We start from the raw sequence: 23,013 nt of genomic DNA on the forward strand, positions 1-23,013 counted from the left end.
ACAAATACGGCCAGGCACATCCCCAGCCGAATGGACATCGGCCGGGGATGTGTCGATCAGAGCAGATTCATTGGAAAGGCCAAGGTGCTGCGGGATCCCACACCGGGATGCCCATGAAGGCATACCATGGCGCCATGACACAGATGCCGTAGGCGATCGCGATCAGCACGGAGACCCAACCCACTTTCGCATAGTCGGCCATGCTGAAGGTGCCGCTGCTGTAGGCGATGACCGCCGCCGTGATTTGCGTGGGCAGGATGTAGGCGAAGGTGTCAGTGTCGGATACAAGCATGGTGAACGCGACCGGGTGCAATCCAAGCTTGGGGGCAAGCGCCAGCAGGATCGGCGCCAGCATGGTGATTGCCGCTACATTCGACAACATACCGAGCCGGATCACATGCGTACCCGCCATCAGGATCAGCAGCACCATCCACCACGGATGGCCCATCGCCAGCGGATGAATGATGTCAGACAACCACTGTGCAAGCCCGGTACTACCCATTGCGGACGACATCGAAAGCGCACCCGCGAGTAACAGGAAGGTGCCCCAGATCGTGCGATCCTGCAGTTCTTTCCACTTGAAGCCGAACATGCCGGGCATGAACAACACCGCCAACCCCATCAGCGCCGCATTGTGCGATTTGATGCCGTGCCAGGATTCCGTCACCCACAATAGTGCGATCACGCCGAATACCACGAGAATGAGCCATTCCGCCTGGCTGGTCTTCGGCTGTTCCGCGTACTGCTTCTGCACTGCCTCATAGCCCCCATGTACGCCCACGCCATGCGTTTTGAAGTAGCGCTGCATCCACCACTGGGTGATGACAAACATGCCGAGATAGGGCCATTGCAGCTTGAACCAGTCGATATAGGACAGGTGTAGTGCAAGCTCGGTGTCGAGCAGGCCGACGATCACCAGATTGGGCAGGTGCGCGGTCATGATGCACATGCCGCTGATCATCGAACCATAGACCAGCGTCTGGATGACGATGGCCTTCTTGCCGGCACGTTCTTCCGGTGTATCGCCGAACATATTCGTAATGCCGTTCACCACCGGCAACAGCGTCGCGGCACGTGCGTTGGCTGCAGGAATGATCAACGACAACAGCAAGTTGGCGCCGAACATCGCCCAGATCACGCCATTGACCGTTCGTACCTTGAGCTTGTGCAGCATCCCCAGTGCGATGCGTCGATCCAGACCGGCTGCCTGCATCACAGCAGCAAAAATAAATGCCGCCAGACACAGAAACACCACCGGCGTAGAAANACCACTGGCCGCCTTGGGAAACTTGTCGATCGCCCCGGTCATCACCAGCAGCATAGGGATCAACATTCCGGATATGCCGACCGGGATCGCTTCGGTAATCCACATGAGGCATGCCCATACCATGACGGCCAGCGTTGCCTTGCCCGCGGTGGAAAGCCCCTCTGGCGCGGGCATCACCCAAAGAATCAAAAAGAACGCGATCCAGGCAGCAATGAACCCGCACGCACACTTGCCGGGCGATCGGCCGGAATCACGAATGTTGCTGCCCCAGTTGGCGATAAAACCGCCGCTCTGAACTTGTTCGCTCATAAGACCCCCTATTGCAGATTGGCTGCAGTCAGCGACACCAGCAGCACGCCGATCACATCATTGCCATTTTTCACGGGTGCGGAAATTTGTACCGATTCGATATTGGTGCTGGGGTCGGGTTTGGATTCACCCTGTTGCCACATTTTTCCGCTGAACGATTCGTCGAAGTTTGGCTTGCCCTTGCCGATATAAATCGCCGGCATGGACGTAAAAGCGACGCGATGGCTCTTGTCGCCCGAGAGTACGATCTTATTGATCCCCTTGGGGTCGGCATTCATCCACTTGGTCAGGCGCTGCCCGGCCGGATTGTCGACCAAGCCTTTGACGATGGGATCGCTTTCCTTCAACTCCCGCCACTTGGCATTGCCCAACATGGGAATCGGGCCTTTGGCGTTGGATTCCTTCACGGCTTTCACAATGACAGGATCCATGGCCCACATGGCTGCCTGCTTTTTATAGGTATCGATCTTGGGCTGCATCTTGGGTGTCACGTCAGCCGCCCTTACAGGGTCGTGACGATCACTGCAGCCAGCAGCATCCAAATATAGAGGAAATGGGAAGAAGAGAAGCATCGGGCTCGAGAGTCGTAAGGCATCGTAACCTCCATCAGGGTAGAACTCCGCTATGAGGGACACCGACAATGTCCCTTTCCTGTTTTGTGGTTCTCCGACCTCGGACACCAACCCCTTTACACTCCCGAAGCGGCATAAGTAGTATTCTGGCCATCTCGGGGAAAGTATGTCGGCCAACTGACATTTCCGGCATTAAAGAAAATGTCGTTTAAGGCACGGCAATCCAACAGAGGATGCACATGCCACTTGATCAGCAAACCGACATACTCGCCCGCATGAGCGGGGAAGACCGGGAGGCGTTACTTTCCCTTGGCACGATGCAGCGTTTTTCCAAGGGCGAATTCGTGTTCCGTGCAGGGGCGCCGGGCAAGCACGTCTATTTCCTTCGCAAAGGTCGAGTCAAGATTTGCCAACCGTCGCATACCGGCAAGGAAGTCATTCTGTGGTTCTGCTTTGCAGGTGAAATGTTCGGCCTTGCAGAAGTGGCACANGGGGGAGGACGCGTGGTGCATGCGCACGTGTGCGAGGCATCGGAGGTGCTTAAATTGTCGCAAAGCCAGTTTTCCGGGTTTCTTCGCGACCATCCTGATTCCCTGCATCTCGTCATGCAGGTACTGTCGTGCCGTATGCGCACCCTGAGTGAAGTCATCGTCAACCTGGTCAATGACGACGTTGAGACCCGCATCATGAAGTTGATCCTACGTTTGAGTGCGCGCCATGGCGTCCACGTTGGGCAGGATATCCACCTCGACATCACGCTTACCCACCAAGAAATTGCCGATATGGTTGGCACCACACGCCAAACGGTTACCGGGATGCTCAGCAAGCTAAAGCGGAGAGGCTTTCTAAGCCTGGAAAACCGCAGAATTTACATTGAGAGTCCGGAAATGCGCGCTGCGGCCTCTGGCCCGGACCATTGGGAATGATGGGGATTGCCTTCGGCCAATCCCATGTCTGCGTTTTCTTTGCTTCTTCATTGCGCCAAAGAAAAGGCCAACCAGATTGGTTGGCCTTAAAGCGTTGCCAATTTCAGAAATTCTGTGCCGTAGAATGGCTTCTCGTGACGCTATTTCCGTTTACGCACAAGAACCACAACTCAAACATCCAAATTGCGTACACCCAGCGCATTCGTCTCGATGAAATTCCGCCGCGGCTCGACTTCATCGCCCATCAGCGTGGTGAAAATCTGATCGGACGAAATCGCATCCTCGATCTGCACCTTCATCAGGCGGCGCACTTTCGGATCCATGGTGGTTTCCCACAGCTGGGCCGGGTTCATCTCGCCCAGGCCCTTGTAGCGCTGAATGCTCATGCCGCGTTTGACTTCGGCGAGGAACCAGTCCATCGCTTCGCGGAAGCTTTGTACCGGCGCTTCCTTCTCGCCGCGTTTAGCGCGGGCGCCCAGGCCGATTAGGTCGCGCAGCAGATCGCCGACCTTGACCAGCTGGCTGTAGTCGCCTGATTCAAGCAGGTCCGCTTCGAGGAAGTTGACGTAGGCGTTGCCGTGGGAATGGCGGGTGATGCGCAGACGATGGGTGTCGGTTTCGCTGAGATATTCGGCGGCCACCTCGAATTTATGCGCGTCGAGCGCCGCGCCCAGGCTGGCTTCGGCCATCATCGCGGCGCCGCTGTCGGCGAGGCTCAGACGTGGGATCTTCATCAGCACCTGCAATACGTCGTCTGGAAGCAAGCGGGCCAAGCGTTCGCTGACGGCCTCGGCGAGGAAATATTCGCGCGCCAGCGCCTCCAGCGCTTCGCCGGAAATCGGCATGGCGCCGTCCATCGGGGTCAGTTCGGCGTCCTTCATCGCCTCGGCCATCAGGTGCTCCTTCAGCGCATGCTCGTCCTTGATGTAGCGCTCGGAGCGGCCATGCTTGACCTTGTACAGCGGCGGCTGCGCGATATAGATATGGCCGCGCTCGACCAGTTCGGGCATCTGGCGGTAGAAGAAGGTGAGCAGCAGGGTGCGGATGTGGGCGCCGTCGACGTCGGCGTCGGTCATGATGATGATGCGGTGATAGCGCAGCTTGTCGGGATTGTAGTCGTCCTTGCCGATGCTGGTGCCGAGCGCGGTGATAAGCGTGGCGATTTCCTGGCTGCCGATGACCTTGTCGAAGCGCGCGCGCTCGACGTTGAGGATCTTGCCCTTGAGTGGCAGGATCGCCTGGAATTTGCGGTCGCGTCCCTGCTTGGCCGAACCGCCTGCGGAATCGCCCTCGACCAGATAAATCTCCGAGAGAGCGGGATCTTTTTCCTGGCAGTCAGCGAGCTTGCCGGGCAAGCCCAGACCGTCCATCACGCCCTTGCGACGAGTGATTTCACGCGCCTTGCGGGCGGCCTCGCGCGCGCGNNCGGCGTCGACGATCTTGGCGCACAGGAGCTTGGCGTCGTTGGGGTTCTCCAGCAGGAATTCGGCGAGCTTCTGGCCGACCACTTCCTGCACCACTGGCTGCACTTCGCTGGACACCAGTTTGTCCTTGGTCTGCGACGAAAACTTGGGCTCCGGCACTTTCACCGACAGCACACAGGTGAGGCCTTCGCGCATGTCGTCGCCGGTGGTCTCGACCTTGGCTTTCTTGGCGACTTCGTTTTCCTCGATGTACTTGTTCAATACCCGCGTCATCGCCATGCGCAAGCCGGTGAGATGCGTGCCGCCGTCGCGTTGCGGAATGTTGTTGGTGAAGCACTGCACAGTTTCGGAATAGCTGTCGTTCCACTGCATGGCGACTTCGACGGTCATGCCGTCCTTTTCGCCCATGGCGCTGAAAATCTTCGGATGCAGCGGATTCTTGAGACGGCTCATGTATTTGACGAAGCCCTTCANCGCCCCCGAGTGCGCGAAGTTTTCGCTCTTGCCGTCGCGATGGTCGATCAGTTCGATCTTCACGCCGTTGTTGAGGAAGGACAGCTCGCGAATACGCTTGGCGAGGATGTCGAAATGGAATTCGACCTTGCCGAAGATTTCCTCGTCGGCCAGGAAATGCACCTCGGTGCCGCGGTTCTTCGTTTCGCCGATGATCTGCATGGGCGACACTTCGACGCCGTTCTGGATTTCGATCGGGCGGTCGAGCACCTTGCCCTGGTTGAAGGTCATCGCGTATTNTTTGCCGTCACGACGCACGATCAGTTTCAGCCATTTCGACAGGCCGTTGACGCACGACACGCCGACGCCATGCAGGCCGCCCGAAACCTTGTAGCTGTTCTGGTTGAACTTGCCGCCGGCGTGCAGCACGGTCATGACGATTTCGGCCGCGCTGCGCTTGGGTTCGTGCTTGTCGTCGAATTTGACACCGACCGGGATGCCGCGCCCGTTGTCGGAAATCGAGATGGAGTTGTCGGGGTGGATGATGACCTTGATGTCGTCGCAATACCCGGCCAGCGCCTCGTCGATGGCGTTGTCCAGTACCTCGAACACCATGTGGTGCAGGCCGGTGCCGTCGGAGGTGTCGCCGATGTACATGCCGGGGCGCTTGCGCACCGCTTCCAGACCTTCCAGCTGCTGGATGCTGTCTTCGTCGTAGCCGCCATTGGCGTTGTTGTCGGACTTGTCGCTCATGGTGTTCTCACCCCGTAGGGCATTCCTGTCAGTTGTTGCTAGGAGTATTGCGTGGGTTGGCTTGATGAAGCCTGATTCCATTCATGCCCTTCGACTTCGCTCATGAGAGCATTCGACAGGCCTGTCCTGAGCCTGTCGAAAGGCTCACCACGAACGGAATCAACCACCCGCCGTTCGCCCTGAACTTGTCGAAGGGCCTTGTTCAGGATCAGATCCGCATCGGCATCACGACGTACTTGAAACCGGCTTCGCCTTCGCTGGTCAAGAGCATGCTGCTGTTGGCGTCGCCCAGCGACAGCGTGATTTCGTCGGTATTGACTGCGCCGAGGCCGTCCAGCAGATAGGTCACGTTGAAGCCGACGTCGAGTGGATCGCCGTTGTAGCTGACTTCGATTTCGTCGGCGGCTTCTTCCTGCTCGTTGTTGTTGCAGACGATGCCCAAGGTGTTCTCGCTCATCACCAGGCGCACGCCGCGGAATTTCTCGTTCGACAGGATCGCCGCGCGCTGCAGGGCCTGTATCACGCTCTGACGGTTGGCCTTGAGGTGACGCGGCTGATTGGTAGGGATGACGCGCTGGTAGTCGGGGAATTTTCCGTCGACCACCTTGGTCACCAGCTCGGTACCGGGCAGGGTGATGGTGACTTGGTTGGTGCCGATGCGCAGCTCGACCGGATCGTCCACATCGCCAAGCAGCTTCGAAAGCTCGACCACGGTCTTGCGGGGAATGATGACTTCGCGCGCTTCGGCTTCGGTTTCCAGTTGGGTTTCGGCATAGCTCAGCCGGTGCCCGTCGGTCGCAACGACGCGCAACTGCTTGCCGTCCAGTACCAGCAGCATGCCGTTGAGGTAATACCGGATGTCCTGGCTGGCCATGGCGAACTGCACCAGCTGCAGCAGGCGCTTCAGCGTTTTTTGCGGCAGGCTGATGGCTTCGCCCAGGCCGGCTCCGGTCTCGACCCGCGGAAAATCGGCAGCCGGCAGGGTTTGCAGCGTGAAGCGGGACTTGCCTGCGCTGACCACGACCTGGCTGTCCTTGGAATCGAGCTTGACCTTGGCGGAATCTGGCAGCGCACGCACGATGTCGAATAACTTGCGTGCCGCGATGGTGATGGCGAAATCCTCACCGGCCTGCACATCCAGCTGCGTGCTCACCTGCAATTCCAGGTCGGTCGCCAGCAGGGTCAGCTTGCTGCCCTTCTTCTCCAACAGGAGATTGGACAGGATGGGGAGGGTATGGCGGCGTTCGACTACCCCGACAACGGCGGTGAGGGAAGCCAGGAGTGTGTTGCGTTCGCTTTGTACTAATAGCATTTATATATTCCTGAGAATCATAATAAAGGCAGCCTGAAATTGGGGGTAAGCCTTTTTACTCAATTAAAACATCTACTTGTTACTTGTTTTAAGCTGTGGATAACAGCGGGGAAACACGGGAGGAAAGGGGATGGATTCCTCGCTTTGTACGCTTAACCTGCTTTATCCACATTTCATCCTCAGCCTGTCAGGCTTTGTAACAACACCAGATAATCACGGCCGATATCCGCTTCGGTCTNCCGCAGTTCGGCGACCTTGCGGCAGGCGTGGATCACCGTGGTGTGGTCGCGTCCGCCGAAGGATTCGCCGATTTCCGGCAGGCTCTGGTTGGTGAGTTCCTTGGCCAGCGCCATGGCGATCTGGCGGGGGCGTGCCAGGTTGCGCGTCCGTTTCTTGGAGAACATGTCGGCAACCTTGATCTTGTAGAAGTCGGCAACGGTTTTCTGGATGTTCTCGATCGAGACGATGCGTGACGTCGAGGCGATGAGATCCCGCAGTGCTTCCTTTACCAGTTCCAGGGTGATGGGTTNTTCGTGGAAGCGGGAAAAAGCGATCACCCGTTTCAGCGCACCTTCGAGTTCACGTACATTGGAACGCACCTGCTTGGCAATGAAGAAGGCGACGTTCTCGTCGAGCTTGACGTTTTCCGCTTGCGCCTTGGCCAGCAGGATCGCGACCCGCATTTCCAGTTCCGGCGGCTCGACGGCGACGGTCAGGCCCCAGGCGAAACGGGATTTCAGACGGTCGTCGAGGCCACTGATTTCCTTGGGAAAGGTGTCGCAGGTGATGACGATCTGCTTCTTGTTCTCGATTAGCGAGTTGAAGACGTAGAAAAACTCTTCCTGGGTACGGTCCTTCTTGGCGAGGAATTGGATGTCGTCGATCAGCAGCAGATCGAGCGACATGTAGCGCCGCTTGAGGTCGTCGAACTGTTTGTTGAGATAGGCCTTGACCACGTCATCCACATAATCGTTGGCATGGATGTAGCTGATTCGCGCATCGGGATTGGCCAGACGCACGGTATTGCCGATGGCTTGCAACAGGTGGGTTTTTCCCAGCCCGACGCCGCCATAGACGAACAGTGGGTTGTAGGCCACGCCGGGGTTGTCGGCGATTTGCAGTGCCGCTGCCCGTGCCAACTGGTTGGCGCGGCCGGAGACGAAATTGTCGAAAGTGAAGCCGGGGTTGATGCGCATCCCCATCTGGGCAGGAGCAGCCACGCTGGCGGGCAGCGGCACTGGTGCAGCGACGGTAGACGGTGCCGTGTGCGTGCGCGGCGCACTGGGTTTNNTACCCAGTGCATAGGTAATGGAGACAGGGCGGGCATAGAACTCTTGCGCCCAGCCATCGATGTGTTCGGCAAATTTCTCGCGGACCCAGTCCATTACGAAATGATTGGGTGCCAGGATGCGGACCTCGCCGTCAGCATCCTCAAACACCANGGGTTTGATCCATGTGCTGAACTGCTGCTGGGTCAGGTTGGCGCGAAAGCGCTCTTGGCAAAGGTCCCAGAAGGAATCCATAGTCGAGGGGAGAGGGGCGGAAAGCAGCATGGGATTCAAACGCGAATCTTACTCCCCTTCGGCAAGGTTATCCACAGGCAGGATCCCCGGACATTGCGGGGCATTCTCCGCTGAACTTGACACCCCCGGTAGGGCGGGTCTAATATGCGGTTTTTCAACAGATTTTTGTGTTTGGCCCGCCCGCACTGCGGGATGGGCCGATGCCTGCCAGAAAGGATATGCCATGAAACGCACTTACCAGCCTTCCACCGTCCGCCGCAAGCGCACCCACGGTTTCCGTGCCCGCATGAAAACCAAGGCAGGCCGTGCCGTGATCAACGCGCGTCGCGCCAAGGGTCGCGCACGTCTGGCTGTCTAATCAACGCGCATCTCAACTCAGCGGGTGGCGTGCGCCTCCGCGATGCGCGGCTGGTCGACAAGGCCGATTTCGATCAGGTATTTGCCGACAATCAACGCGCACGAACGGATTATCTGATGGTGATGGCGCGGCCCAATCAGGTGGGATATCCCCGGTTGGGTATGGTCGTTGCCAAGCGCTTGCTTGCGCGTGCGGTGGATCGCAACCGCGTCAAGCGGTGTGTGCGCGAAAGCTTTCGACAGGTTTTGCCGGAACTGCCCGCCTGCGACTTTGTCGTTCGTCTCATTGCCAAGCCGGTTCCGGGCGATGAGGCACGGGATTTGTTGCGCACGTTCGCACGTGCGGGCCATCGAGCCATGGCAAAATGGCCCGCCATGGCAGCAGGCGACCCCTGATTGCCACTCCGGAACCCCATCCCAACTCATAGCGCCCCGTTCCATGGATAACCAGCGGCTGATTCTTTTCATCGTCTTTTCCTTCTCCCTGCTTTTGTTGTGGGAGGCTTGGCAGGACAAGCATGCGCCGCCGCCACCAGCTGTCACGGCGACGAACGCGCCGGCCAGCACGAGCACGCCGCCTATTCCAAGCCAAGGGCTGAACGCCCCCGCCGCCGCGCCAGCCCAAGCCGGATTTGTGAAGGGTGCGCGTGCGGTGGTGGAAACCGATGTGTTGCGCGCCACGATCGATGCCAATGGCGGCGACCTCCGCCAGCTTCAACTGCTGACCTATCGCGAGACGGAAGCACGCAACGAGATCTTCACGCTGTTTGAAGACGATCCGGCCCAGCCCTATCTTGCGCAGAGCGGTCTGCTTGGCAAGGATCTACCGACACATCGCAGCGTTTTTCAGTTGAATCCCGGCACCTACCGTCTGACCCGGGGCGCTTCGCAAGTGGAGGTCCCCCTGGTGTGGAATGATCCCGCCACGGGCGTGCGCGTCGAGAAGACCTATATCTTCAAGCGCAACAGCTATGAGATTGCCCTCAGAACCCGGGTCATCAACAACGGGACCCAGCCTGTCGACCTGACCCCGTATTACCAGTTCACCCGCCATTCCGGCGCACCGCGCGGCGCGTCTTTCTTCCTGCATACCTTTACCGGCCCGGCGTTCTACACGGACGCCAAGAAATTCCAGAAGGTCACGTTCAAAGCCATCCAGGAAGGCAAGGCCGAGTTTGAAAAAACGGCCGACGACGGATGGGTGAGTTTGGTGCAGCATCACTTTGTGGCGGCCTGGCTGCCCGAGGGCACTGTCAAGCGCGAGTATTACGCACGCGCTCTGGGGCATGATCTCTATTCCGCCGGCGTCATTCTGGCGGAGGGCACCTTGGCGCCCGGCCAGCAGAAAGTCTTTACCGTGCCCTTGTACGCGGGACCGCAGACGCAGAAATTGCTCGAAGCGGCCGCNCCCGGCCTGGATCTCGCGCGCGATTACGGCTGGCTTACGCCCCTGGCCTTCCCCATTTACTGGTCGCTGGCAAAAATCGAGCACTTCGTCGGCAACTGGGGATGGGCCATCATCATTCTGACCATCCTCCTCAAACTGGCGTTGTTCCCGCTGTCGGCCGCCGGCTACAAGTCGATGGCCAAGATGAAGAAACTCACGCCGCGCCTGCAGAAGCTGAAGGAAACCTATGGCGACGACCGCGCCAAGCTGCATCAAGCGATGGCGGAGATGTACAAGACCGAGAAAATCAATCCGCTCGGCGGCTGCTTCCCGATCCTGATCCAGATTCCCGTGTTCATCGCGTTGTACTGGGTGTTGCTGGCGGCGGTGGAAATGCGCGGCGCGCCGTGGCTGGGCTGGATCCACGACCTGACCGCGCCCGATCCTTTCTTCATCCTGCCGATCATCATGGGCATCACGTCGATCCTGCAGGTCAAGCTCAATCCGCAGCCGATGGATCCGATGCAGGCCAAGATCATGATGATCATGCCGGTGGCGTTTACCGTGATGTTCGTCTTTTTCCCGGCCGGCCTGGTGCTGTACTGGATCGTCAACAACATCCTGTCCATTACCCAGCAATGGGTGATCAACAAACAGGTTCAGGACGGTGGCAAGCCCGCCTCCGGCAAAGCCTGATCTGATTGCAGCCATCGCCACCGCCCCCGGACGCGGTGGCGTGGGTGTGGTACGGGTATCAGGGGCGGATATCGTCCCGCTTGCACAAGCCATGCTTGGGCGCGTGCCCGTGCCGCGCCATGCGACGTTCTGTCGCTTTCTCGATCGCGATGGCGAAGCCCTCGACGAGGGAATCGCGCTTCATTTTGTCGCCCCCATTCGTTTACCGGCGAGCACGTGCTGGAACTGCAAGGCCACGGCGGACCGGTGGTGTTGAACCTGATCCTGCAACGTTGCCTGGAACTCGGTGCGCGGCTGGCCGAGCCGGGTGAGTTCTCCCGTCGCGCCTTTCTGAACGGCAGGCTCGATCTGACCCAGGCCGAGGCGGTGGCCGATCTGATCGACGCGGCTTCCACCGAGGCGGCGCGCTCGGCGGTGCGTTCGCTGGCAGGTGCCTTCTCGGCGCGGATCGCGGAACTGGTCGACGCGCTGACGCGTCTGCGCATGCTGGTCGAGGCCACGCTCGACTTTCCCGAAGAGGAGATCGATTTTCTCAAACAGGCCGACGCCTTCGGGCGCCTCGATGCGATTGACGCCAGCCTGGCTGCGGTGCGATCGCAGGCAAAACAAGGCGCGCTGCTGCGCGAAGGGTTGACCGTGGTGCTGATCGGCCAGCCGAACGTGGGCAAGTCGAGTTTGCTGAATCAATTGGCTGGATTCGAGGCCGCGATCGTCACCGAGATCGCGGGCACCACGCGCGATACCGTACGCGAGGCGATCCAGATTGAAGGCGTGCCGTTGCACATCGTCGATACCGCAGGCCTGCGTGAGACCGACGACACGGTGGAAAGACTGGGTATCGCGCGCACCTGGGAGGCGGTGGAAAAGGCCGACGTGGCGTTGCTGCTGGTGGATGCGGCGCATGGCCTCAGCGAGCGCGAGGCGGCGATCCTGGCGCGCTTGCCGCCGGTGGTGCGGCTCACGATCCACAACAAGATCGATGTCACCGGCGAAGCACCGCGCGTGGCGGGCGACGAGGTCTGGCTTTCCGCCCGGACCGGTGCCGGGATCGATCTCCTGCGCGGCAAGCTGCTGGCGTCGGTGGGTTGGCAGGCGGCGGGCGAGGGCACGTTCATGGCGCGCGCACGTCATCTGGATGCGCTGGGTCGTGCCGCCGGCCATCTTGCCGTTGCGCGTGAATCGACCGGCCAGCTGGAATTGTTTGCCGAGGAACTGCGGCTGGCGCAGGCTGCCTTGTCGGAAATCACCGGCGAGTTTACGGCTGACGATCTGTTGGGTGAGATTTTCAGTTCGTTCTGCATCGGAAAGTAAAGGGTCTTGTGCGTCTGCCTGCCCCGCTTTGCGGGCGCGATCCGCATTATTTGCGAGCCCCTGCGTGCCCTGGGGAACTCGACATATGTTTACGCTATCCATAGACCTTTGCCGTTTTCTGCCCTCGGCCAGGAATGACCATGATTTCGCTCAAACCCTATTGGCGCGCTGCGCCGTTATTGATGGGTGCCGCCCTGATGCTGGCCGGATGCGGCCCCAAGGCCGATACGCATCCCGGCCAGCCGGTGACCAAGCGCCGCGCACTGTTGCAGGAAACCCTGCGTACGTTTGAGCCGATGGGGATCATGGTGCGCGGTAAAACGCCTTATGTCGCAGCGAAATTCCTTACGCTCGCCGACAAGCTTCAAAGCCTGAGCACCCAGCCGTGGCCTTATTTTCCGCCGGGCAGCACCTATGCGCCGAGTCGTGCCAAACCCGCAGTGTGGCAGCAAGCCGCGCAATTCAAACAGGCACAGGACACCTACATCAAGGCGGTGTCCGGCCTCGCCGCGTCGGCCAAGACCGGCAATCTGGACGCGATCCGCCCGGCCTATATGCACGTGAGCGACAGCTGCGCCGCCTGCCATAAAACGTTCCGGGGCCGTCTGTGTTATGACGCAGCCGTCTGTGCGGGTCAGGGTATGGGATGTCCCAGTGCGGCTGTTTCACTGGCTGCTGCTGGCCTTGTTCGGATTCTCCTGGTGGAGCGGGGAGCAGGGTAACCAGTGGATGGAATACCATGCCTGGTCGGGGCTTGCCATTCTTACGCTGGTGCTGTTCCGTATTGTCTGGGGGCTTGTGGGCAGCGACACGGCGCGTTTTGCGCATTTCGTGCGGGGTCCGCGCGCCAGCTACGCGTATTTTCGCAGCGTGTTGCAACGCCAGCCGAAGGCTTATCTGGGGCATAACCCGCTGGGCGGATGGATGATCGTGAGCCTGTTGCTGCTGTTGGTGGTGCAGGCGATGACCGGTCTGTTCGGAAACGATGACAGCGATTACGAGGCGCCGCTCTCGCATTGGCTCGAGCACGACACCAGCAGTCTCATCACTACCCTGCATACCTACAATTTTGATTTGCTGCTGGCCTTGATCGGTCTGCATGTTGCGGCTGTGTTGGCCCATCAGCTGCTGCGCCGTGACGACATGATCAAAGCGATGTTCTCCGGCATGAAGGTCGGGATGGCGTGTGCGACGGCCGGGCGTATGGTGTCGACTTGGTGGGCGCTCGTGCTGTTGGGTTTGACGTCGGCGCTCGTTTACGCGCTGCTCTGGATAGGCGGCGGCGTTTCAGGTCTATAAGTCGCTCTACGGGCGGGCCGGCGCACAGCGCTTTTATCCGGGCACGTCAACGCTTATGCTTGCAGCGTGTAACTTTCCTTCAGGATGGCCCCTCATGCTGACGTGGCGCGGCATCGCCGACGAGCTCAAAATCCATCGCACGCGTCTGCTGCAGGCCAACGTCATTGCCCTGCTGGCAGTGGTGGCTGCCGTACCGGTGCCGCTGCTGCTGCCATTGATGGTGGACGAGGTGCTGCTGCATCATCCGGGGGCCTTCGTAGGCAGGATCGGCGCGGTCTTTCCCGCTGCCTGGCACGGGCCGGTGCTGTTCATCGGTATGGCGCTGCTGCTCACGGTCGCGCTTCGGCTGACGTCGATCCTGCTCAACGTCTGGCAGGGACGTACATTTTCCCTGCTGGCCAAGGATGTGGTCTACCGCATTCGGGTAAGGATGCTCGCCCGGCTGTCGCGCATCGCGCTGTCAGAGTTCGAGACGGTAGGCGCGGGTCGGGTCACCTCGCATTTCGTCACCGACCTCAATGCCGTCGACAGCTTCCTCGGGGCGTCGGTTTCGGGTTTGGTGGTGTCGGTGCTGACCCTGGTCGGGGTGGCAGCGGTGCTGTTCTGGATGCACTGGCAGCTGGCGCTCTTCATCCTCTTGCTGAACCCGGTGGTGATCCTGTTTTCCACCCGGCTCGGCAAGCGGGTGAAGGATCTGAAGCGACACGAAAACCGCGCTTTCGAGGTGTTCCAGGATGCGTTGTCCGAAACGCTCGACGCGCTGACCCAGATTCGGGCGATGAACCGCGAAAAGCATTACCTGATGCGGGTAACGGACAAGGCGGCCGACATTCGTCGGCACGCGGCCGCGTTCGCCTGGAAGTCGGACGCGATGAGCCGGATTTCGTTCTTCGTGTTTCTTGCCGGCTTCGACGCCTTCCGCGCCGGCGCGATGCTGATGGTGGTGTTTTCCAATCTCACCATCGGCGAGATGCTGGCGGTGTTCGGCTACCTCTGGTTCATGATGACGCCGGTGCAGGAACTGGTGAATCTGCAATATGCCTGGTTCGCCGCCAATGCGGCACTGGGCCGCATCAATGCGCTGCTCGGCCTGCACAGCGAACCGCAGCATTCCGCGCAGCGCGATCCGTTTGCCGGCCAGCCGACCGTCGGGATCGCGCTTGAGCACGTAAGCTTTGCCTATGCGGACGGCGAGACGGTGCTGGACGACGTCAGTCTCGAGGTGGCGGCGGGCGAAAAAGTGGCGTTGGTCGGAGCCTCCGGCGGTGGCAAGTCGACGCTGGTGCAGGCCTTGCTGGGGCTCTATCCGGTGAAATCCGGCCGGATCCTGTATGGGGCGGCGCCGGTCACCGAGATCGGCTGGGAAGCCGTGCGCGAACATGTGGGCGTGGTATTGCAGCACCCGGTACTGTTCAACGACAGCGTGCGTGCCAATCTCACGCTCGGCCGCGCAGCCGATGACGCCACGCTGTGGCAGGCGCTGGAAATCGCGCAGTTGAAGGACATCATCGCCGCCCTGCCGCACGGGCTGGATACCCTAGTCGGGAAACANGGGGTGCGGTTGTCGGGTGGACAGCGGCAACGGCTGGCCATTGCACGCATGATCGTCGCCCATCCGCAGATCGTGATCCTCGACGAGGCCACGTCGGCGCTCGATACCGATACCGAACGGCGGCTGCACCAGGCGCTTGGCGGATTCCTGGCCGGGCGCACGACGCTCATCATCGCCCACCGTCTGTCGGCCGTGAAACAGGCCGACCGCATCCTGGTGTTCGAGAACGGCCGTGTGGTGGAGGAGGGCGGCCATGACGAATTGATCGGCCGCGGTGGGTTGTATCACAAGTTGTACCACCACGCGTAAATACAGTTCTGGAAAATCAGCGTTTTCTGATACACTGCGCGCAGTTGTGCATACAGCAGTGGGCAGGTCAGGCTTTTGCCGCCGTGCCTCGGGACTGTTCTCACAGCCCCATCGTCTTCGACCTCTCTTTGTGCCGCCGGTTATTTTTGCAGCCGGCAGTGACAAGTCTTGTGGTTGGCGCCGATGTGATCGACGCGACCCGTTGGGCGTGCAGGAATCAACCGATTCCAAACGCTGCTTATTTCCGGTTCGTATTTTGTGGCCTGTCTGGCGTGTGCCGGGCGCAGGTCTGATTTGCGCGTTTGAGCGCACTTTAAAAGGTTTGCCATGAGCTTTTCCGAACTGGGGCTTGATCCCCTCATCCTTAAATCCGTTCTGGCCGCAGGCTATGAAAACGCCACGCCGGTTCAAATGCAGGCGATACCCGCCGCATTGAGCGGGCGCGATCTGTTGGTATCCTCGCACACCGGCAGCGGCAAGACGGCGGCTTTCCTGCTGCCGTCGATCCAGCGCATGCTGGCCGAGCCGACCGTCAAGAGCATGGGCCCGCGCGTGCTGGTGCTGACCCCGACGCGCGAACTCGCGCTGCAGGTCGAAAAGGCTGCCATGACCTATGGCAAGGATCTGCGCCGTTTCCGTACCGCCTGTCTGGTCGGTGGCGCGCCTTACGGCCTGCAGTTGAAGCGTCTGTCGCAACCGGTCGACGTGGTGGTGGCGACCCCGGGCCGCCTGATCGATCACCTGGAGCGCGGCAAGATCGACTTCTCGCGCCTGGAAGTGCTGGTGCTGGATGAAGCCGACCGCATGCTCGACATGGGCTTTGTCGACGACATCAAGGCCATTGCCGCGCGCTGCCCCGCCGAGCGCCAGACGCTGCTGTTCTCGGCCACGCTCGACGGCGTGGTAGGCAACCTGGCACGCGAACTGACCCGCGACGCCCAGCGCATCGAAATCGAGGCCGTGCCGCACAAGGAATCCAAGATCGAACAGCGTCTGCTGTTTGCCGACAACATGGACCACAAGAACCGTCTACTCGACGCGTTGCTGCGCGACGTGGACATGGTGCAGGCCATCGTGTTCGCCTCGACCAAGCGCAGCACCGAGGAGATCTCCGACCTACTGGCCGACAGTGGCTTCGCGTCCGACGCGCTGCATGGCGACATGCAGCAGGGCCAGCGCAACCGCGCGTTGCAGCGCCTGCGCGAAGGCCGTACCCGCGTGCTGGTGGCCACCGACGTCGCCGCGCGCGGCATCGACGTGGCGACCATCAGCCATGTCATCAACTTCGACCTGCCGCGCCAGGCCGAGGACTATGTCCACCGTATCGGTCGTACCGGCCGCGCCGGCCGCACCGGCATCGCGGTGAGCTTTGCCGGCATGCGTGAAGGCGGACTGGTGAAGAACATCGAACGCTATACCGGCAACCGCATCGAGGTGCACACGCTGCCGGGGCTGGAGCCGACCCAGAAGCCGGCCTCCGGGCGTCCGTCATCGTCGGGTCGTCCGCGCAGCAACAACGGCCCGCGCGGCGGGTTCGGCGACAGGCGCCCGGACGGGCAGAAGCGCACTTTCGGCGACCGCAACGAACCGCGCAGCTATGGTGACCGTCCGTCGCGTGGCGACAGCCGTGACAACCGCGATCGCAGCTACCGTACCGACGCACGTCCTGCACGCAGCGATGCGCCGCGCGGCAACCGTTTTGAACAGGCCGCCGTGCGTGGCCCGTCCGACGTGCCTCGCATGACCGGCGATCGTCCGCCGCGCCACGAAGGGTTCCGCGGTGGTGACGTGCCGCGCGAGCCGAACGGTGAAATCAACGGCAACAGCGTCGAATATTGGGAGAAGCGCGAGCGCGAAGCCAAGGCCAAAGCAGTGGCCGCGGCGACCCGCAGCTACGGCAATCGTGCGCCCGGCGCGCGCGCGGGCGCAGCGCAGCCACGTGGCAACGACAACCGGGGTGGCGCCAACCGCGTCGGCGTACGGGGCCGGTTCAAGGACTGATTGCGCGGATGTCCGGCCGGAGAGAGAAGGGGGCAGATGCCCCCTTTTTATTGTCTCTGGCGTATCCGGACCGCGCCGGGGCGCGGCTGACACGAGGCGGTCCATTACGACGTGGCGGGTTGTGCCAGATCCGTGAGACGGTTGAAGTGGCAGACCTGGTTCCGGCCATTGTGTTTGGCCGCGTAGAGCGCCTGGTCGGCCTTGTCGAGCAGTTCGGCCAGTATTCGGCGCGTTTCGTGTTTCTGTGTTTGCGGGATGAGCGTGGCAATGCCGATGCTGGTTGTGATGCGGGTTTTCATGTTTTCGATGGCCGCCACGGCCGCGCGCAGCCGTTCGGCCGCGACCAGGCTTTCCGCTTCGCTCAACCCGAGCGCAGCCACGACAAATTCCTCGCCGCCATGTCGCGCCACGATGTCGTTATCCCGGGCTGCGGCCTTGAGGGTGGATGCGACGGCTTGCAGGACGCGATCGCCTTCGGCATGGCCGAAACGGTCGTTGATCTGTTTGAAATGATCCAGATCGATCATCAACAGCGTTGCATTTTCCTGGCGGCGGTGAGCGGTTTTGAGCATTTGTTCGGCATATTCGTAAAATGCGCGCCAGTTATACAGGCCGGTCAGGCCGTCATGATTGGCGAGCAGTTCCAATTCCGCATGCAATCGCCGGAGCTCGGTGGTTTGTCGCGCGAGCGCATCCTGGGCGGCCTTGCGCTCGGTGATGTCGCGTACGACACAGAGGACCAGTTGGTCGCCATGAAGCATCATCGGACTCAGCATGATGTCGACCGGAAACTCGCTGCCGTCCTTGTGCAGGGCGAAAAGCTCGGCGGTGCCGCCCATCGATCGGGTGTGTGCGTCGGTGATATAGCGGGCGCGATGGCCGGTATGGAGGGCAGCGAAGCGGGCCGGGATCAACATTTCGACAGGTTGGTTGATCAGCTTGCTTCGGTCGTAGCCGAACAAGGTTTCCGCCTGCGCGTTCGCCAGAACGATGCGCCCGGCCCGGTCGATGACGAACAGGGCATCAGGTGTGTATTCAAAGATGTGTTGGTAGATTTCCATCGGAGAGATGAGACGCGATATTCCGTCAGGCGCGGGGAAGGGCAGGGCGGTTGCGATACACGACCGATCTCCGCGAGGGCGGGTGTTTCCACTTTGGCGACGTAATCCTCGCCTGGAGGGTGGTCGACGGCCTGCGGGGGTTTTGTGCGGGGACTGCAAGCGCCGGTATTGCCTTTACACTGGCATTTTTCAGCATAGCGCTGCTTACGATCCGTCGCATCATGCGAAACTCCGAAAAGGGACTTCACCCTATGGGAAAGCAGACAACCGGTCAACCTCTCGTCGCCTCAACTGGTTGGCGCTGGGTCGGCGAGCGCGGCCTGAGGGTCGAGACGGGCACCATGACGCTGGCACGCTACAATCTGTTAATTTCGAAGAATTTAACAGACGTAGAAGACATTATTCCTGCAGATGGAAGCTTGTTGTTGATATTGCGGCGGACTGCGAGGGTGTCGTCAGAGGTGCGGGCGGCGTTGAGTGCGCCCTTGGATGTTGCGCAGACGGCAGTGAAAGGGAAACGGCATGAGATCGTCGTCGACTACGGCGGCGCGGCGGGGCCGGATCTGCCGGCATTGGCCAAGCGCGCGGGCATGAGTGTGGCAGCCTACATCGATTGCCACGCCGCGACGGAATATACGGTGGCGTTTTTGGGATTCCAGCCGGGATTCCCCTATCTGCAGGGGTTGCCACTCACGCTGCAGGCAGCGCGCCGGGCGTCGCCGCGGCAACAGGTCGCGGCGGGTAGCGTGGCGATTGGCGGACGCTATACCGGGATCTACCCGACAGGTGGGCCGGGCGGCTGGCATGTGATCGGCCGAACCGATACCGTGTTGTTCGATCCCCAGCGGGCAGCGCCGGCCTTGCTGATGCCGGGCGATCGGGTATGTTTCGTTCCCGCATGATCGAGGTTCTGCGTGCAGGTCTGTGCGACCTGGTGATGGATGTAGGACGCCCGGGCCGGCGGATGCTTGGCGTGCCGGCGGGCGGGGCGGCCGATCCGGCGGCACTGGCGGCGGCCAACCGTCTGGTGGGTAATGACGCGGCGGCGGCTGGGCTGGAGATCGCGTTGTCCGGGCCCCGGCTGCAGTTTCCGCTGGGCGGGGTGGCGGCGCTCACGGGCGCCCGTTTTGCCGCCCGTCGCAGCAGTGGCGCGCCCGTGGCGTGGAATGAGACGCTGGTGCTGGCGGCAGGCGAAGTGTTGAGCTTGGACCGTCCCGAGTCAGGCTGCCGCTGCTGGCTGGCACTGCGCGGCGGGCTGGCGGTCCCGTCGGTGATGGGTAGCCGCAGCACCTTTCTGCCGTCGGGGTTTGGCGGACATGGCGGGCGGGCCCTGCAGGCCGGGGATGTTCTGCACTGCGGTGTGCCGGCGAATGAAATGAAACTGCTGCGTGTCAGTCCCCCGGCCGACGAGGCGGAGGGCGACCTGCGGGTGGTGGCAGGGCCGCAGGCTGGGCAGTTCGATGATGTCGGCTTGGCCGCATTTTTCGGCACGCCATATCGGGTCGATGCGGCATCGGATCGGCGNGGTGTACGCCTGGCCGGGACACCGGTCAGCCATCGCCGGGCCGAGTTGCCGTCGCAGGGCGTCTTGCCCGGCAGCGTACAGGTCCCGCCGGACGGTCAACCGATCATCCTGGGATGGGATGGGCCGGTGACCGGCGGTTATCCGGTGATTGCCGGGGTGATTACGGCGGACGTGCCCCGGCTGGCGCAATTGAAGCCCGGCGATGCAGTCCGGTTCGTGACGATCGAGGTCGAGGCGGCGTGTGAACTGGCAGCAGCGCAGTGGACGTTCAAGGAGCTGGCATGATCGAGTTGAATGCAGATATTGGCGAGGGCTGCGATGACGGCGCACTGATGCCGTATCTGTCGCGCGTGTCCATCGCCTGCGGTGGGCATACCGGCGATGCCGTGAGCATGACGGCAGCATTGCGGCTGGCGGTCGAGCATGGCGTAGCGGTAGGCGCACACCCGAGCTATCCGGACCGCATCGGATTTGGCCGCCGCGCGTTGGCCGCTTCCGCGGAAGATATTGCGGCCTGGGTTACGCAGCAGACGGAAGCGCTGGCCGAACAGGCCGCACGGTTGGGCTTGCGGTTGGTGCATGTGAAGCCGCATGGTGCGCTCTACAATGTGGCGGCTCAGGACCGCAATGTGGCCCAGGCCATTGTGCAGGCGGTCACGGCATTCGACCCCGGTCTGGCACTGGTCGGGTTGGCAGAGTCGCAATTGGTCGCTGCCGGTCGGGCAGCTGGACTGATGGTATTGAATGAAGCGTTTGCCGATCGCCGCTACCAATCCAACGGCCGGCTTGTTTCACGTGAAACCGTAGGCGCATTGGTGACCGACCCCGACGACGCGGCACAGCAGGCGCGCGCACTTGCGCAGGGTGGGGAGGTTACCGCGCTGGATGGCACGCCCCTCCGGATTCGGGCCGAAACCCTCTGCCTGCACAGCGACACCCCCATGCATTAAATATTGCGCGAGCCGTCCATGCGGCCCTCAATCGCGGATAATTCCGCGCTCACCGCTCACCGCTCACCGCTCACCGCTCACCGCTCACCGCTCACCGCTCACCGCCATGCCCCTCCTTACGCTTGACCGACTTGAACTGGCCTATGGCCACTGGCCGCTGCTTGATGGCGCTTCGCTGGTGGTCGAGGCGGGCGAGCGTATCGGTCTGATCGGCCGCAACGGTACGGGCAAATCCAGTCTGCTGAAGATCATTGCCGGCGAGAGCCTGGCGGATGCGGGCGAGGTGTGGCGCGCGCCTGGCTTGAAGCTGGCCTATGTGCCCCAGGAGCCGCAGTTCCAGGCCGGCCACAACGTGTTCGAGGCGGTGGCGGAAGGCGTCGGCGCGGCACAAACCCTGCTGGCCGAATACCATGCCGTGGCGCATGCCATGGCGGAAGGCGATGAGACGGTCTATGCCGATTTCGAGCGGTTGTCGCATGCGCTGGAAGTGGCGGACGCTTGGCGGCTCAACAGCCGGGTGGAAGAAACGCTACAACGTTTGGGCCTCAATGCCGACGCGGCAGTGGAAACGCTGTCTGGGGGACTGAAAAAGCGGGTGGCGCTGGCGCGCGCGCTGGTGACCGACCCCGAACTACTGCTGCTGGACGAACCGACCAACCATCTGGATTTCTCCGCCATCGAATGGCTGGAGACCCTGCTCAACGATTATCGCGGCGCGCTGCTTTTCATCACCCACGACCGGCGTTTCCTGGACAACGTCGCCAATCGCATCGTCGAGCTCGATCGCGGTCAGTTGCGTGAATACCAGGGCAACTTCAGCGCCTATCAGCTCAAGAAGGCCGCGCAGCTGGAGGTCGAGGCGGTTCATAATCGAAAATTCGACAAGTTCTGGAAACAGGAGGAAGCCTGGATCCGCAAAGGGGTCGAGGCGCGCCGCACCCGCAACGAAGGCCGGGTGCGCCGGCTGGAGGCGCTGCGGCGCACCCGCGAGGCGCGCATCGCCCATGCGGGGCAGGTGGGGTTCCAGATCGACGCCGGCGATCGCTCCGGCAAGGTGGTGGCCGAGCTCGATCACGTCAACTACGGTTACGACAGCCGTGTGCTGATTCACGATTTTTCAACCACCATCTTACGGGGCGACAAGCTCGGCCTCCTGGGTCCCAACGGCGTCGGCAAGACCACGCTGATCCGGCTGATCCTGGGCGAGTTGAAGCCGCAATCGGGTTGGATCAAGCAGGGGACCAAGCTCGAAGTCGCGTATTTCGACCAGTTCCGCAACCAGTTGAACGACGAGGCGACGCTGATCGACACGATTTCGCCCGGCTCCGACTACGTTGAAATCGGCGGCCAGAAAAAACACGTCATCAGCTATCTGGAGGANTTTTTGTTTCCCGCCGAGCGCGCCCGTGCCAAGGTGTCGGCGCTGTCCGGNGGCGAGCGCAACCGGCTGTTGCTGGCACGCCTGTTCGCCCGCCCCGCCAACCTGCTGGTGCTGGACGAGCCGACCAACGATCTCGACATCGATACCCTGGAGCTGCTGGAACAACTGCTGCAGGACTATGGCGGCACCGTCATCATCGTTTCGCATGACCGTGCGTTCCTGGACAACGTTGTCACCCAGTCGATCGCGTTCGAAGGCGAAGGCCGGCTGACCGAGATCGTCGGCGGCTATGCCGACTGGCGCGCCTGGCAGCAGCGGCAGCGGGCCACAGCTGAGGCACCGCGCGGGGCCGCNCCCAAGGCGGCTGTCCAGACTGCGCCGGCCAAGCCCGCATCCAAAAGTAAACTCAGTTTCAAAGAAACACGGGAGCTCGAAGCGTTGCCGGCACAGATCGAGGCGCTCGAGATCGAGCAGGCACAGATCGCCGAGCGGCTGGCGGATCCGGTGTTGTATCAATCGAGCCCACAGGATGCGGTGGCGCTGCAGGCGCGCTCGGAAGCGATCGAAGCCGAACTGCTCGAAGCGCTAACACGCTGGGAAATGCTGGAGGCGAAAGCGTCTGCGGGCTGACATGGATTGAGTGGT

The 23,013-nt window shown here is 61.4% G+C and carries 18 protein-coding genes and 1 pseudogene; 13 read left to right on the forward strand and 6 right to left on the reverse strand.

Features of this window, described 5'->3' with window-relative positions:
* Positions 1 to 67: 67 nt before the first annotated feature.
* Positions 68 to 1,576, reverse strand: a complete 1,509-nt coding sequence (locus tag HZY77_RS11670; protein WP_296814910.1) for a DASS family sodium-coupled anion symporter — start codon at positions 1,574 to 1,576, stop codon at positions 68 to 70.
* An 8-nt stretch (positions 1,577 to 1,584) separates the two neighbouring features.
* A complete protein-coding gene (locus HZY77_RS11675; RefSeq protein WP_296814913.1) occupies positions 1,585 to 2,148 on the reverse strand; it encodes a hypothetical protein in 564 nt (187 codons plus the stop codon).
* Between the two features lie 239 nt (positions 2,149 to 2,387).
* Here HZY77_RS11675 and HZY77_RS11680 point away from each other — a divergent pair, with 239 nt between their 5' ends.
* Positions 2,388 to 3,074, forward strand: coding sequence for a Crp/Fnr family transcriptional regulator (locus tag HZY77_RS11680; RefSeq protein ID WP_296814916.1), 687 nt, complete (start codon positions 2,388 to 2,390; stop codon positions 3,072 to 3,074).
* A gap of 170 nt (positions 3,075 to 3,244) precedes the next feature.
* Here HZY77_RS11680 and gyrB read toward each other — a convergent pair whose 3' ends face one another.
* From gyrB to dnaA, 3 genes are all read right to left on the reverse strand, one after another.
* A complete protein-coding gene (gene gyrB, locus HZY77_RS11685) occupies positions 3,245 to 5,704 on the reverse strand; it encodes a DNA topoisomerase (ATP-hydrolyzing) subunit B (RefSeq protein ID WP_296814919.1) in 2,460 nt (819 codons plus the stop codon).
* Between the two features lie 208 nt (positions 5,705 to 5,912).
* Positions 5,913 to 7,016 carry a DNA polymerase III subunit beta gene (gene dnaN / locus HZY77_RS11690; protein ID WP_296658988.1) on the reverse strand — a complete coding sequence of 368 codons (1,104 nt, stop codon included), beginning with the start codon at positions 7,014 to 7,016 and terminating at the stop codon, positions 5,913 to 5,915.
* A gap of 179 nt (positions 7,017 to 7,195) precedes the next feature.
* Positions 7,196 to 8,539, reverse strand: a complete 1,344-nt coding sequence (dnaA, locus tag HZY77_RS11695; protein ID WP_296814921.1) for a chromosomal replication initiator protein DnaA — start codon at positions 8,537 to 8,539, stop codon at positions 7,196 to 7,198.
* Between the two features lie 223 nt (positions 8,540 to 8,762).
* On the opposite strand from dnaA, the gene rpmH reads away from it, so the two are divergent.
* The 8 genes and pseudogenes from rpmH (at position 8,763) to HZY77_RS11735 (ending at position 17,451) form a co-directional block, all read left to right on the forward strand.
* Positions 8,763 to 8,897 carry a 50S ribosomal protein L34 gene (rpmH, locus tag HZY77_RS11700; RefSeq protein ID WP_011313339.1) on the forward strand — a complete coding sequence of 45 codons (135 nt, stop codon included), beginning with the start codon at positions 8,763 to 8,765 and terminating at the stop codon, positions 8,895 to 8,897.
* 29 nt (positions 8,898 to 8,926) lie between these two features.
* Positions 8,927 to 9,292 (forward strand): ribonuclease P protein component, encoded by a 366-nt coding sequence (rnpA, locus tag HZY77_RS11705; RefSeq protein ID WP_296814923.1) that lies wholly within the window; start codon positions 8,927 to 8,929, stop codon positions 9,290 to 9,292.
* A gap of 43 nt (positions 9,293 to 9,335) precedes the next feature.
* Positions 9,336 to 10,979 (forward strand): membrane protein insertase YidC, encoded by a 1,644-nt coding sequence (gene yidC / locus HZY77_RS11710; RefSeq protein ID WP_296658984.1) that lies wholly within the window; start codon positions 9,336 to 9,338, stop codon positions 10,977 to 10,979.
* A pseudogene (mnmE, locus tag HZY77_RS11715) lies at positions 10,951 to 12,290 on the forward strand (tRNA uridine-5-carboxymethylaminomethyl(34) synthesis GTPase MnmE). Before yidC ends, mnmE begins: the two are co-directional and overlap by 29 nt.
* Before the next feature lie 140 nt (positions 12,291 to 12,430).
* Entirely contained in the window at positions 12,431 to 13,012 is a 582-nt protein-coding gene (locus tag HZY77_RS11720; protein WP_296814925.1) for a cytochrome c, read from the forward strand.
* On the forward strand, positions 12,945 to 13,589 hold the full coding sequence (locus tag HZY77_RS11725; protein WP_296814928.1) for a cytochrome b/b6 domain-containing protein: 645 nt from the start codon (positions 12,945 to 12,947) through the stop codon (positions 13,587 to 13,589). Before HZY77_RS11720 ends, HZY77_RS11725 begins: the two co-directional genes overlap by 68 nt.
* 94 nt (positions 13,590 to 13,683) lie before the next feature.
* A complete protein-coding gene (locus HZY77_RS11730) occupies positions 13,684 to 15,450 on the forward strand; it encodes an ABC transporter ATP-binding protein (protein ID WP_296814930.1) in 1,767 nt (588 codons plus the stop codon).
* 327 nt (positions 15,451 to 15,777) lie between these two features.
* Positions 15,778 to 17,451, forward strand: coding sequence for a DEAD/DEAH box helicase (locus HZY77_RS11735; protein WP_296814933.1), 1,674 nt, complete (start codon positions 15,778 to 15,780; stop codon positions 17,449 to 17,451).
* Positions 17,452 to 17,555: 104 nt separating this feature from the next.
* Here the strand turns inward: HZY77_RS11735 and HZY77_RS11740 are convergent, their stop codons facing one another.
* Entirely contained in the window at positions 17,556 to 18,512 is a 957-nt protein-coding gene (locus HZY77_RS11740; protein WP_296814936.1) for a diguanylate cyclase, read from the reverse strand.
* A 50-nt stretch (positions 18,513 to 18,562) separates the two neighbouring features.
* On the opposite strand from HZY77_RS11740, the gene pxpB reads away from it, so the two are divergent.
* From pxpB to HZY77_RS11760, 4 genes are all read left to right on the forward strand, one after another.
* A complete protein-coding gene (gene pxpB, locus HZY77_RS11745; RefSeq protein WP_296814939.1) occupies positions 18,563 to 19,414 on the forward strand; it encodes a 5-oxoprolinase subunit PxpB in 852 nt (283 codons plus the stop codon).
* Positions 19,396 to 20,322 (forward strand): biotin-dependent carboxyltransferase family protein, encoded by a 927-nt coding sequence (locus HZY77_RS11750; RefSeq protein ID WP_296814941.1) that lies wholly within the window; start codon positions 19,396 to 19,398, stop codon positions 20,320 to 20,322. The genes pxpB and HZY77_RS11750 overlap by 19 nt, the downstream gene beginning before the upstream one ends.
* Positions 20,319 to 20,987, forward strand: coding sequence for a 5-oxoprolinase subunit PxpA (pxpA, locus tag HZY77_RS11755; RefSeq protein WP_296814944.1), 669 nt, complete (start codon positions 20,319 to 20,321; stop codon positions 20,985 to 20,987). Before HZY77_RS11750 ends, pxpA begins: the two co-directional genes overlap by 4 nt.
* Before the next feature lie 106 nt (positions 20,988 to 21,093).
* On the forward strand, positions 21,094 to 22,998 hold the full coding sequence (locus HZY77_RS11760; RefSeq protein ID WP_296814946.1) for an ATP-binding cassette domain-containing protein: 1,905 nt from the start codon (positions 21,094 to 21,096) through the stop codon (positions 22,996 to 22,998).
* Positions 22,999 to 23,013: the final 15 nt, after the last annotated feature.

This window comes from Thiobacillus sp. (genome assembly GCF_013693775.1).
In the GTDB taxonomy this organism is placed as follows: Bacteria; Pseudomonadota; Gammaproteobacteria; order Burkholderiales; family Thiobacillaceae; genus Thiobacillus.